The organism is Brevundimonas sp. CURTG3B2_SDJG (genome assembly GCF_057364705.1).
This window is the reverse complement of record NZ_JBNFOJ010000071.1, coordinates 1-11,621: the sequence shown is the minus strand read 5'-3', so window position 1 is coordinate 11,621 and position 11,621 is coordinate 1. Positions and strand designations below refer to the sequence as shown.

Genomic DNA, 11,621 nt, shown 5'->3' with positions numbered 1-11,621 from the left:
CAGCGGGCGGACCAGCACGTCCGGCGCCCGGCATGCCGGCCCTGAACACCCTCAGCGCATCCTCCAGCAATGGCGCGCCTCGGCCGCCGGTCTTGTTTCAGTCGGGCTTCCGCCAGTTGAAACAGCGCCGCGCCCGTTTCGGGATCGTCGTCTCCGTACGCTTCACGGCTGAGGGTCAGGGAGGTAGTCGCGACGTCGGCCGCCTCGTCGTACTCGCCCTGTGCGATCAGGACATCGATCAGGCTGCCGTAGGCGCCGCCGCGAAGCCGGGCGTCGACCGTTGCCGGCATGACCGCCAAAGCGCGTCGGAGCATCGCCTCCGCCAGGTCCATCTTGCCCTGGGACGTCAGTATGTCGCCCAGGGCGACGTAGCTGAGAGCGGTCGATGGATGCTCGGTCCCCAGAAGGCCTTCCCGAAGGGCGATCGAGCGCCGCAGCGCCGCCTCGGCCTCGTCCAGCCGTTCCATCCGGATCAGATTGACGCCCATGTTGTTCAGCAGGGTCGCCAGCTCCATGACGTTCACGGGCTCCTGCGCCTCCCGTATAGCCAGCAGACGGCGATACTCGGCGATGGCCTCCTCGTGTCGGGTCATGGCCTCGAGGACCAGGATGCGGTTGGTGGAGAAGACCAGAGCCGGATCGCTGGCCTCGCCTTGGGCCTCGACGGCGAAGGCCGCCGACCGGGTCATGGCGTCGAGGGATTCGTCCAGCCGCCGCTGATCGAACAGCAGCATGCCCAGGTCGTTCAGGGCCACGGCGGTGAACAGGGGCGCCCGTTCCTCCATCTGATCGAGCTCGATCAGCATCTGGCGATACAGGGCCTCGGCTTCGGTCAGCCGTCCCCCGGCGACCAACTCGCGACCTTCGCCGATCCGGGCGACCAGGGCGTCGGCGTCCTGCGCCACCGCCGCCGGAGCGGACGCCAATAACAACGCGCACGCGGCGACGAGACTAAGCAAACGCGACTTCATGGAGCCGAAGGTATCACGACCCTCGGCGGGGAAAACCCTGTAGAACCTGACGCCGCGGCGGCTCACGCCGACGCCCTTCAACCACCTCGCGACGCCAGCACCTTCCGCAGTTGCCGCCCCACCGCCAGCGGGCGGCCGTCCTGGGCCCAGGCGGTGGCGTCCTCGACCGTCCAACCGCCGTGGCTGTCGCGCGAGACGAACTCGAAATAGGTCCAGCCGTCCGGCGCGGCGTCCTCCGGGATCGGGCCGAAGAAGTCGTAGCGCAGGTCGGCGGTGGCCGAGACCGCGGGCGGCGCGGGCAGCATGGTCCAGTAGACCGGGAAGGTCGCGTCCAGCAGGAAGGCCAGCCGGGCCTCGTCCAGAGGCCGGCCGTCGACGGTGCGCATCCAGACCCCCATGCGGTCGGTCTCGTTGCGGCCGAACAGCTTGATGCCGCCGACGAAGCGATGTTCGACGTAGCGGATGAAGTGGGGGCCGAACCGCGGGTCCATCGGCGTCAGCGGTTGGTCCTGAAGGGGCGGCGGAACGATCGAGGCGGCCCGCAACTCGGGACCCGCGCCGGGCTGGCCGTATGTGACCAGGCCGCTCATCGCCAAGCGATCGCCTTGCCCGGCTCGCACCGAGGCGTAGGACGCCGACCGGCCGCCGCGCAGCAGTTCGCTGGTGATCGTCAGGGGCTCGAAGCGGGCGCCGATCAGGAACTGGACCGCCACGGTGCGCAGGGGCGCTGTGATCCCCAGCGCCTGCCGCGGCGCCCTGGCCGCCAGCGCCGCCATAAGGCCGCCGAAAAGGGGCGCCTCGGCTCGCCGGCCAGGCCTGGGGCGCGTTGGAGAACGCGTCCGTCAGCGGCGCGATCAGGCCGCCCTGGCCGTCGCCGGCGAGCGTCAGGGCTTCATCGAGGGTCTGCTGGGTCATGCCGCTGGAACTATCCGGAACGAAAGAGAGGCGGAAGGCCCGAACCTTCCGCCCAAGTCGAGGGATCACGCTACGCCCCGGGGGAGCCGGAATATGTCCGTAGCGAAACAAGACTGACTTAGTCCGTTCGGATTGGCAACCCTCTTGCCAAACCGCTGACGTGACGTCACCTTTGCGTCATGGGACGCACCGCCGACTATTCGAGACAAAGCTGTTCGATCGCCGCCACGCTTGAGGTCATCGGCGATCCTTGGACGCTTCTGGTCATCCGCGACGCCTTCAACGGCGTCAGCCGCTTCGAGCAGTGGCAGGAGCGTCTGGGCGTGGCCCGCAACGTCCTCGCCGCCCGCCTGAAGAGCCTGGTCCAGCACGGGGTGCTGGAGCCGCGCCTCTATTCCGAGCGCCCGCCCCGCAACGAATATGTCCTGACCGCCAAGGGCAAGGACCTTTACGGCGTGCTGGTCACCCTGCACGGCTGGGGCGCCAAGCACGTCTATGGCGACGCCGACGCCGGGATCGCCATGATCCACAAGACCTGCGGCCACGACCTGAACCCCCGCATCGCCTGCGGCCATTGCAACGAGATCGTCCGTCCGCGCGACATCCAGCTGACGGTATCGGAAAACCGCCCGACCATCGGCGAGTTGATGCCCAAGGAACCGGCGGCCGACGAGGCGGCCTGAGCATGGTCGAACCGGTCACGCTGATCGGCAACCCTGTCTCGCCCTACGTCCGCAAGGTTCTGGCCGCCTGCGCGCTGAAGGGCGTGGAGGTGGCGCTGGACCCGCTGACGCCCTTCATGGGCGACGACGACTTCGCCAAGCTCAGCCCGCTGCGCCGCATCCCGGTGTGGATCGAAGGCGACCTGACGCTGTGCGACTCCAGCGTGATCGTCCAGTACATCGAGGAAACCGGCCGGGTCCGTCGCTATGGCCGGCCGACCCCGCGACCCGGGCCAAGGCGCGCTTCGTCGAGGAGTTCGCCGACACCCGGCTGTTCGACGTGTTGGGGTGGAAGCTGTTCTTCCAGATGGCTCTGAAGCCCCGCTTCTTCGGCGGCGAGTGCGACCAGGCCGTCGTCGACCAGGCGCGCGACGTCGAGCTGCCGGTGATCCTGGACTATCTGGAGGGCCTGACGCCCGAGACCGGCTTTCTGTTCGGCGAACTGAGCATGGCCGACCTGAGCCTGGCGCCCGCCTTCGCCAACGCCGGCGTGGTCCAAGTCGGGGTCGATCCGGGCCGGTGGCCGCGCCTGGCCGCTTGGCTGGAGCGGATGGAGGCCGAGACGCCGCTGGGGCCACTCAACGCCCTGGCCCGCGCCCTGATGCGCACGCCGGTCAAGCACCACCGCGACCGCCTGGCCGAGTTCGGCTTCGCCGCCTCGGCGCAGAGCTGGATGGGCGAGACGCCCCGCCGCGGGCCGATGACGCCGCAATGAACTCACCTCTCCGTCGCCCTTCAAGGCGAGGGAGAGGACAGATCGCGCAGCGATCAGGCGAGGGCGCCTCTGGCGTCGGCCATTTCGCCCCTTGATCCCACCCGCCGGCGTCGCCCTCACCTGGCGGTCGCTTGCGCGCCGACCGGTCCTCTCCATTCGCTTGGCTGCGAGTGGAGAGGCGAGCGCCTTCCCTCCACACCCCGCTTGCCGCACCCTGCGGCCATGCCGACTCGCTGCGCCTGGTGCGGGACCGACCCGCTGTACGTCGCCTATCACGACGAAGAATGGGGCGTGCCCGAGTACGATCCCCGCGCCTTGTGGGAGAAGCTGGTGCTGGACGGCTTCCAGGCCGGGCTGGCCTGGATCACCATCCTGAGGAAGCGCGAGGGGATGCGCGACGCCTTCGACGGTTTCGATCCGGAGAAGATCGCCGCCTATGGAGAGGCCGACATTCAGCGCCTGTTGGACGACGCACGCATCATTCGGTCACGCGCCAAGATCAACTCGGCGATCAAGGGCGCCCGGATCTGGCTGGAGATGCGGGAGAACGGCGAGGACTTCTCCGAATGGCTATGGTCCTTCGTCGGCGGCGCGCCGATCCAGAACCACTGGCCCGACAGCGACGCGCGGCCGGTGGCGACGGCGGAGTCCGAGGCCATGGCCAAGGCGCTGAAGACGCGCGGCTTCACCTTCTGCGGGCCGGTGATCGTCTACGCCTTCATGCAGGCCGTGGGCATGGTCAACGATCACGGCGTCGAGTGCTTCCGTCACGGCCAGGTTCGTGCGATGGGCCGCTCGTGACCGCTGCTCCGAAATCGCCGAAGGGAAGGCCCGCGCTCAAGGCCGCACGCGCCATCCCGACCCTGACGCTGGAAGCCCTGCTGATCGAGACCCGGGGCGGGCCGGTCTGCGGCGTGGACGAGGCGGGGCGCGGGCCCTGGGCCGGGCCCGTGTCGGCCGCGGCGGTGATCCTGAACCCCGACGACCTTCCCTACGGCATCGACGACTCCAAGGCCCTGACCGCGGCCAGGCGCGAAGCGCTGGAGATCGAGATCAAGGCGCGCGCTCTGGCCTGGGGCGTCGGCTTCGCTTCGGTGGACGAGATCGCCGAGCTGAACATCCTGCACGCCACGGGCCTGGCCATGTGCCGGGCGATCGAGGCGCTGCAGGTTCCGCCGGCGGCGGCCCTGGTCGACGGCAACTACAAGTTCAAGCTGCCGTGCCCTATCCAGACCGTGGTCGGGGGCGACGGCCTGTCGCTGTCCATCGCCGCCGCCTCCATTCTGGCCAAGACCGCCCGCGACCGGCTGATGATCGAGATGGACGCCCTCTATCCCGGCTACGGCTTCGCCAGCCACAAGGGCTACAATGCGCCCATCCACTCCGAGGCCCTGAAGACCCTGGGCCCCTGCCCCGAGCATCGCCGCGGTTGGGCGCCGATCCGGGCGCTGTTGGAAGCCTGAGCCGTCTCAGAGCTGCAACATGCCGCCCAGCATCGCGCCGGCCAGCGCCGCGACCACGCCTCCGCCCACGACCACCGCCCAAGCCGGCACGGCCCGCGCGACGTCTCCAAGGCTCGGCTCCGCCCGGGGGAGATCATTGGCGATGCGGCCCTCGAAGCGGTGCGCGTTCGGCGCCTTCCAGGCGACGGCCTCGAAGGCGTCGGCGGCGCGGCCGTAGACGCGATAGCCCTCGGGGCGGCGGGCGGCGCTCATCGTCAGGTCTTCCATGACCGGATAACGGACCTGTCCGTGCGCCGTTCCCCGCGCGCCTTCGCCGTCAGGCCGCGTCAGCCAGGTCCAGGCGCCGGTTCGAGACCACGAACAGGTATTCGACATTCTGGAGGCGGCCGACGGCGCCGACCTTCTCGCCCTTGGGATTGTGGATGCCGATGCGGGCGCCGACGTAGCGGGGCCGCTGGACCTCGATCACCTGCACCTCGCCGCGGGCCGACAGCATCTCGACCAGCTGCTCGCGGCTCAGATAGCCCTCGTCGTTGAAGGACACGACCAGGTTGGGCGCCTTCACCCTCTCGATCACCGTCTTCAACGCCGGACCGATGCCGGGCCGGCTGTTGAACACGCTCTTGCGCGTCTTCACGTCCACCCGCTTGTTGGCCACGCCATAGGTTTCGGGCTTGTCCCACAGGACCAGGCTCTCCCAGCAGTGGTAGTTCCCCAGGTAGGAGTGCTGGTTGTACGGCGGGTCCAGGTAGACCAGGTCGGCCTCCACCTCGGAGGCCAGTTCGACGGCGTCCGCGCGGTCGCCCTGCACGGCCCGGCCGGCGCTCCGGGCAGGATGTCGGGCATCCGCAACTCCAAGGGTTTCAGCGCCCTCGCGGCCCAGGACTTCATATAGGCCATCTGCAGCCCCGCGGTGGAATCCACCCGGTCGGCGGCCTCCATCAGGCTGACCAGGACTATGGCCTCCAGCTCGGGCTCCAGGGCCATCGCGGCGATGCGGTCGCGTATGGCGTCGACCCGCGCGCCGTTGTCGGGGTGAAAGAAGCGGGCGTCCTCGCAGAAGGCCTTGGTGAACCAGCCGGCCTCGGGCTTCACGGTCCGCAGGTCGGCCAGGACCGCTTCGGCCCTCTCCAGCCAGCGCTCGCGGTCGGCCTGGACATAGGCGGTCGCCAGCACATGGGCGTACGCGTTGTGGTCGTTCGACCAGACCTGGAAGCCCTGCTTCTTCAGCGCATGTCCGACGCGAGCCGAGCCGGAGAACAGATCGCAGACCCGTCCTCCTTCCGGCAGGGCGGCCGCGACGGTCGCCGTCACATGGCCCAGCAACGCGCGCTTGGAGCCGATGTACTTGATCATACAGACCTTCTGGGGGTCAGCCGCGGGCCTTGCCGCCCTTTCCCTTGGTCGGAGCATGCGCGAGTCGCAGCAGATTCGCAGCACCCGGCGCCCCGAAGGGCGTGCCGGCCAGGATCAGGATGCGCTGGCCGGGCTCGGCCAGGCCGTTGTCCATGGCGCTGGCGACGGCGTCCTCGGTGACGTCCTCCAGGGACGTCGGCTCCTTGCCCAGCCGGGATTCCAGCCCCCAGACCAGGGCCAGACGCCGCGCGGTCGAGGGATTGGGCGTCAGCGCCAGGACCGGCTGCAGCGGTCGCTCGCGGGCCATGCGCCGGGCGGTGCCGCCCAGGGTGGTGAAGACCACGATGCAGGCGGTGGACTGGGCCTCGGCGGCCTTGCGGGCCGCCGCCACCAGGGCGTCGGCGTCATGATCGTCCATGCCCGCATGCTCGGCGTCCATCAGGCCGGGCCATAGCGGATCGCGCTCCACCCGCTCGATGATGCGGTTCATCACCGACACGGCCTCCAGCGGATAGTCGCCAGAGGCGGTCTCGGCCGACAGCATCAGGGCGTCGGCGCCTTCGTAGGCGGCGTTGGCGACGTCGGACGCCTCGGCCCGGGTCGGGGCCGGCGCGCTGGTCATGGATTCCAGCATCTGGGTCGCCACGATGGCGGGCACCCCGCGCTGGCGGGCCGCCCGCAGGATCTGCTTCTGGGCGACCGGCACCTCCTCCGGGTCTAGCTCGACGCCCAGGTCGCCGCGCGCGACCATGACGCCGTCGCAGTAGTCCAGGATGCTCTCCAGCGCGTTCAGGGCCTGGGGCTTCTCGATCTTGGCCAAACAAGCCGCCTTGCCCCCCACCAGCCGCTTCAGCTCGGCCATGTCCTCGGCCTTCTGCACGAAGCTGAGCGCCACCCAGTCCACCCCGATGCGCAGGGCGAAGGCCAGGTCCTCGCGGTCCTTGGCGGTCAGGGCCGAGACCGGGATGACCGCCTCGGGCACGGCGACGCCCTTGCGGTCCGACAGCTTGGAGCCGCTCTCGACGGTGACGTCCGCCCATTCGTCGGTGCGCTTTCCGACCCGAAGCCGGACACGGCCGTCGTCCAGCAGCAGCAGCATGCCGGTGCGCAGCGCCCTGAAGATTTCGGGATGCGGCATCTGCACCCGCGTCTCGTCGCCCGGGGTCGGATCCAGGTCGAAGCGCATGGTGTGGCCCGGCTTCACCGCGATCTCGACGTCGGCGAAGCGGCCCAGCCGCAGCTTGGGCCCCTGCAGGTCGGCCAGGACGGCCAGGGGGCGTTTCAGCGCCATCTCGGCCCCGCGCACGGCCTTCAGGGCGGCGGCGTGGTCGTCGTGCGAGCCGTGGCTGAAGTTCAGGCGGAACACGTCCACCCCGGCCTGGGCCAGGGCCTTCACCGTGCCGGGGGCGCGGCTGGCCGGACCAAGGGTGGCGACGATGCGCGCGCGGCGGGCTCTCTTCATGGAATATCCGTAGGCCGCGAAGGGCGACGCCCCCTTCTGCCACGAAACGCCGCAGGATTAAGGGCGCTCCGCCCTCGGAAACACGAGTTTATGGCCGGAGCCGCGCGCGGGACGACCTCAGGCGTCCCTGAACGTCGTCCACGGCCCGGTGATGGCGAAGGTCACGCCGGGGAACATGATGTTCACGAACAGGGTCGAGCCGTCGGGCGAGAAGCAGGCTCCGGCGAACTCGGAGTTCCCCGAGAAGATGTTGCGGGCGATGGTGTACAGCTTGCCCTCCGGCGTCACGCCTTTGATGTGGTTGCGCGTCTCTCCGGAATAGTTGTCCTCGCACACCACCAGATGCCCCCACGGCGCGACCGTCAGGTTGTCCCCCATGTTCAGCGCCTTCAGGTCGGACGACTCGACGAACAGGTCGAGCTTGCCGGGCTCGCGGCGCTCGCCGGCCCGGCCCTCGGCGACCGAGGGGACGTAGCGCAGGATCTGCCCCCGGCGCACCGGGCCGCCCGAGGTCGCGGTGAAGTACAGCTCGCCGTCGGCGTAGTGGATGCCTTCGCCGCGGGCGAACAGGGCCGCGCCGGCCGCGTGGCCGCGCTTCCGGAGGTCCTTGTTGGGGCTTTCCACGTCGTCCAGGTCGATCCAATCGACCGCCTTGACCTCGCCGACCGACCAGAACCGCTGTTCCTGGTTGGACGTGTCGGCGCCCGGCGCGCCGCGGATGACCAGCGCCTGCAGGCGGCCGCCTTCGGCCAGCTTGCCCGGCGTGGTCGGGATGAAGCGGTAGAACAGGCTGTCGCCCTTGTCCTCGGTCAGATAGACGATCCCCGTGCGCGGATCGACGGCGACCGCCTCGTGGTCGAAGCGGCCCATGGCCTTCAGCGGCACCGCCTCGACCAGCCCCGTGGCGTCCGCCGGCACCTCGAAGACATAGCCATGTTCGCGCGTGACGTCGGCGTCGGCCGGCCCCTCGTCGGTCTCCTCGCAGGTCAGCCAGCTGCCCCAGGGCGTCTGGCCGCCGGCGCAGTTGGTCGAGGTCCCGATCAGGCTCAGGTGCTGGCTGACGGTCTCGCCCGTGGCCATGTCGTAGACGACGGTGGTCGTGCCGCCCGGCAGCGGCCGGCCGTCCTTGAAGGTGTCGTAGGCCTTGGAGACGGCGACGCCGTCCAGCCGCTCCTGGTGATAGCCGCCGGGTCCCCAGTTGCGATGCGCCGCGCTGGCGCCCTTCAGTTCGTGATTGCGGACCAGGGCCACCCGCGTGCCGCCCAGGCTGAAGCAGCCCATGCCGTCCGGCTGGCCGGGCACCAGCAGGCCGTCGTCCATGGTCTCGCCGCTCTGCGAGATGACGCGGTATGAGAACCCTTCCGGCAGGTCGAGCATGGCGTTGGGATCGCGCACCAGCGGGCCGTAGCCGGGAACCTGGTTGACGTAGGTCTCCTCGGCCGTCTGGGCCAGCGCGGACCGGGCCAGGCCGCCGAAGGCCAGGCCCGCGGCGCCGGCCGCCAGCAGGGTCCGCCGGTCCGTGTTCATGTCGAAGCGCATGCCGAGTCCTTTCAAGGTCGGACGGGGCTTAGCCCGCCCGCCTCGATCGGATCATCATGGTTCTGTGAAGATCGGACCTCCGCCTAGAACGCCTTGGCCGCCTGCAGCCGGATCTGCTGCTGATGGCCCTCGTCGCTGAACTGGACCTGGTATTCCCCGTTCAGGCGCCAGCCGTTCAGGGTCGTCAGACCCAGGCCCAGCCCGGTGGTCAGGCGATCCTGGCCGAAGGGGGTCAGAACGGCCTCGTACGACGGGCCTCCGATCCAGTCGAGGTAGGACAGTCCGGCGCGGTCGGCGTCCTCGAACTCGTGGCTGTACTCCAGCCGGAACCGGACGCCGAGCTCGCCGTGGCGGACGATCCGGACATGAGAGCCTCGAAGCCCCAGGCCGGCGGTGGTCGAACGGACCACCTGCTCGTCATAGGTCAGGGCGTACGGGCCGCCGCTGGTCTCCGAGAAGGCCTCCAGAACCGACCGCGAGGTCGCCAGCCGTCCGTACGGCGACAGGTTCCATCCGCCCCGCTCGACGACCCAACCGGCGGCGGCCGCCGCGAACCACTGGTCGCCGTCGCGCTCGCCTGTCGCGAAACCGCCGGTGGCTGTGACGTACCGGCGCGACTCGAACGACATCGAGCCATATCCGACGACGCCGTCCACGAAGACGCTCCCCCCGGGCCGATAGCCGCCGTAGAGGGCGAGGCTGTAGCCGTCGGCTTCGCTGCGGGTGCCGTTGTCACCGACCCGGCTCTCGTCGCGGCCGTAGCCGATGCTGACGCCCAGCACGGCGCCGTCGGCGACCTGGTAATCCACGCCGGCCGTCAGGCCGTCGGTGGTGAACTTCGCCCCCGGCTGGCCCGCGTCGTCGTCGCGCCGGCCGAAATCCACGACGCCCGCGGCCCACACGCCCAGATGTCCGGCCGAGGCGGATCCGCCGGCTCCGCCGACCGCGTCGCCGGCGAAGGCGTCGTCGCGCGCCATGACCGCCAGCGAGGATGACGACGGTCTTTCGGCCGCCGTCAGATCGCGGCGCAGCGAGGGATCCAGCCCCAGGTCGACGGTCTCGTCGTCGCCCCGGAACCCGACCTGCACGGCCGTGCGTCCGGCCGTTCCGTCGCGCAGCGCCTCGAGGCGGCCGGCGATGTTGGCGGTCTGGGCCCCAGCGAAGCGGCGGGCCGTCTCGTCCTGGGCGGCGATCAGGCCCAGGACTTCGGGATCCAGGCTGGGATCCGGACGAGGGACGACGACCACCGTCACCGTTCCCGGCGCGGAGGTGCTGGCCGCGTTGCTCAGCGTGTAGGTGACCGTGGCCGCGCCCGAGAAGCCGGCGGCGGGAGTGTAGGTCAGGCTGTAGCGGCCGGCCGACGGGTTGACGATCGCGGTCGCTCCCCGAGCCCGCGGGCGTCAGGCCGACCACAGCCGCCCCCGTGAACGGACGCCGGTGGCCGCCGCGGTCAGGTCGACGGTGGCGGTCTGGCCCTGCAGGATCTCGACCGTGATCGGCGGCCCCACGACCGCGCTGGCGTTGACCACGATCGTATAGGCGCGGTCGCCCGTCGTGCTGAAGGCGTCGGTCGCCCGCAGGGGTGACGGCGTACGACCCGGCCGCCGTCGGCGTGCCGGACAGGACGCCGGCGGCGCTGAAGCTCAGGCCGGGCGGCAATGCGCCGCTCACCAGGCTGAAGCTGTAGGGCGCCGTGCCGCCGCTGGCCGTGACCGTCTGGCTGTAGGGCGTTCCCGTCGTCCCCGCCGGCAGGCTGGCCGGCGTCACCGTCAGGGGCGCCGCGGCGGCGACCAGGATGGTGTAGCTGGTCTGGACCGTATAGCCGGCGTCGTCGGTCGCCCGCACCACGGCGGTGTACGAGCCCGCGGTCGTCGGGACGCCCGAGTATTGGCCCGCGCTGCTGAACGCCACGCCGACCGGCAGGCTGCCGCTGACCAGGCTGTAGGTGTACGGCGCGATCCCGCCGCTCGTGCTCAGGGATTGAGCATAGGCGACCCCCACCTGGCCGCCGGGGAGTGTCGCGGGCGCGGTCGTCAGGGTCGGCGCCGGGATGTTCAGGGTGACGATCTGCGAACCCGTGAAGCCGTCGGCGTCCGTCGCCCGGACGTTCAGGCTGAATGCGCCGTGCGCTCGCGGGACACCCGAAAGCTGCCCGGCGCTGCTGAAGCTGACGCCGATCGGAAGGGCGCCGCCCAACAGGCTGAAGCTATAGGGGCCCGTCCCGCCGCTGGCGGTCAGCGTCTGCGAGTAGGCCTGACCCACGGCGCCGTCGGGCAGCGCGGCCGGCGAGACGGTGATCGTGGGCGGCGGGGCGACGACGACGGTGTAGCTGGTCTGGACCGTATAGCCGGCGTCGTCCGTCGTGCGGACCACGAAGGTGTAGGACCCGGCGAGCACCGGCGTGCCGGACAGCTGTCGGCGCTGCTCAGCGCCACGCCGGCCGGCAGGCTGCCGCTGACCAGGCTGTAGGTGTAGGGC

14 protein-coding genes and 3 pseudogenes are annotated in these 11,621 nt (G+C 70.4%); 5 read left to right on the top strand and 12 right to left on the bottom strand.

The features are described 5' to 3' along the window. The 3 genes and pseudogenes from AC2W7C_RS06755 to AC2W7C_RS06745 form a co-directional block, all read right to left on the bottom strand. On the bottom strand, positions 1 to 971 hold a 971-nt coding region (locus AC2W7C_RS06755; protein ID WP_486000750.1), incomplete at its 3' end, for a tetratricopeptide repeat protein. 77 nt (positions 972 to 1,048) lie between these two features. Then, on the bottom strand, positions 1,049 to 1,561 hold the full coding sequence (locus tag AC2W7C_RS06750; RefSeq protein ID WP_486000754.1) for an acyl-CoA thioesterase: 513 nt from the start codon (positions 1,559 to 1,561) through the stop codon (positions 1,049 to 1,051). Then, positions 1,550 to 1,750, bottom strand: a pseudogene (locus AC2W7C_RS06745) (acyl-CoA thioesterase domain-containing protein); the annotation flags it as partial. The pseudogene AC2W7C_RS06745 and the gene AC2W7C_RS06750, both read right to left, overlap by 12 nt. Before the next feature lie 315 nt (positions 1,751 to 2,065). On the opposite strand from AC2W7C_RS06745, the gene AC2W7C_RS06740 reads away from it, so the two are divergent. From AC2W7C_RS06740 to AC2W7C_RS06720, 5 genes are all read left to right on the top strand, one after another. Further along, positions 2,066 to 2,569 (top strand): winged helix-turn-helix transcriptional regulator, encoded by a 504-nt coding sequence (locus AC2W7C_RS06740; protein ID WP_486000749.1) that lies wholly within the window; start codon positions 2,066 to 2,068, stop codon positions 2,567 to 2,569. A 2-nt stretch (positions 2,570 to 2,571) separates the two neighbouring features. Beyond that, positions 2,572 to 2,925: a glutathione S-transferase family protein gene (locus AC2W7C_RS06735; RefSeq protein WP_486000748.1), complete on the top strand. Its 354-nt coding sequence runs from the start codon at positions 2,572 to 2,574 to the stop codon at positions 2,923 to 2,925. Beyond that, complete coding sequence (locus tag AC2W7C_RS06730; RefSeq protein ID WP_486000747.1) at positions 2,916 to 3,323, top strand: glutathione S-transferase family protein; 408 nt, start codon at positions 2,916 to 2,918, stop codon at positions 3,321 to 3,323. The genes AC2W7C_RS06735 and AC2W7C_RS06730 overlap by 10 nt, the downstream gene beginning before the upstream one ends. A gap of 222 nt (positions 3,324 to 3,545) precedes the next feature. Further along, positions 3,546 to 4,124: a DNA-3-methyladenine glycosylase I gene (locus tag AC2W7C_RS06725; RefSeq protein ID WP_486000746.1), complete on the top strand. Its 579-nt coding sequence runs from the start codon at positions 3,546 to 3,548 to the stop codon at positions 4,122 to 4,124. A gap of 53 nt (positions 4,125 to 4,177) precedes the next feature. Further along, positions 4,178 to 4,786, top strand: coding sequence for a ribonuclease HII (locus AC2W7C_RS06720; protein ID WP_486000753.1), 609 nt, complete (start codon positions 4,178 to 4,180; stop codon positions 4,784 to 4,786). A 6-nt stretch (positions 4,787 to 4,792) separates the two neighbouring features. Here the strand turns inward: AC2W7C_RS06720 and AC2W7C_RS06715 are convergent, their stop codons facing one another. The 9 genes and pseudogenes from AC2W7C_RS06715 to AC2W7C_RS06675 form a co-directional block, all read right to left on the bottom strand. After that, positions 4,793 to 5,038 carry a hypothetical protein gene (locus tag AC2W7C_RS06715; RefSeq protein WP_486000745.1) on the bottom strand — a complete coding sequence of 82 codons (246 nt, stop codon included), beginning with the start codon at positions 5,036 to 5,038 and terminating at the stop codon, positions 4,793 to 4,795. A gap of 64 nt (positions 5,039 to 5,102) precedes the next feature. Continuing rightward, positions 5,103 to 5,534 (bottom strand): hypothetical protein, encoded by a 432-nt coding sequence (locus AC2W7C_RS06710; RefSeq protein WP_486000752.1) that lies wholly within the window; start codon positions 5,532 to 5,534, stop codon positions 5,103 to 5,105. Continuing rightward, positions 5,420 to 6,142, bottom strand: a complete 723-nt coding sequence (locus tag AC2W7C_RS06705) for a DNA adenine methylase (protein ID WP_486000744.1) — start codon at positions 6,140 to 6,142, stop codon at positions 5,420 to 5,422. The genes AC2W7C_RS06710 and AC2W7C_RS06705 overlap by 115 nt, the downstream gene beginning before the upstream one ends. Positions 6,143 to 6,158: 16 nt before the next feature. Further along, positions 6,159 to 7,604 carry a pyruvate kinase gene (gene pyk, locus AC2W7C_RS06700; protein ID WP_486000743.1) on the bottom strand — a complete coding sequence of 482 codons (1,446 nt, stop codon included), beginning with the start codon at positions 7,602 to 7,604 and terminating at the stop codon, positions 6,159 to 6,161. Between the two features lie 117 nt (positions 7,605 to 7,721). Next, a complete protein-coding gene (locus AC2W7C_RS06695) occupies positions 7,722 to 9,131 on the bottom strand; it encodes an alkaline phosphatase PhoX (RefSeq protein ID WP_486000751.1) in 1,410 nt (469 codons plus the stop codon). Between the two features lie 95 nt (positions 9,132 to 9,226). Continuing rightward, positions 9,227 to 10,390, bottom strand: coding sequence for an autotransporter outer membrane beta-barrel domain-containing protein (locus AC2W7C_RS06690; RefSeq protein WP_486000742.1), 1,164 nt, complete (start codon positions 10,388 to 10,390; stop codon positions 9,227 to 9,229). Between the two features lie 9 nt (positions 10,391 to 10,399). Next, positions 10,400 to 10,516, bottom strand: a pseudogene (locus AC2W7C_RS06685) (Ig-like domain-containing protein); the annotation flags it as partial. 27 nt (positions 10,517 to 10,543) lie between these two features. Beyond that, positions 10,544 to 10,672, bottom strand: a complete 129-nt coding sequence (locus AC2W7C_RS06680) for a hypothetical protein (RefSeq protein WP_486000741.1) — start codon at positions 10,670 to 10,672, stop codon at positions 10,544 to 10,546. 112 nt (positions 10,673 to 10,784) lie between these two features. Continuing rightward, positions 10,785 to 11,555: pseudogene (locus AC2W7C_RS06675) on the bottom strand (putative Ig domain-containing protein); the annotation flags it as partial. Positions 11,556 to 11,621: the final 66 nt, after the last annotated feature.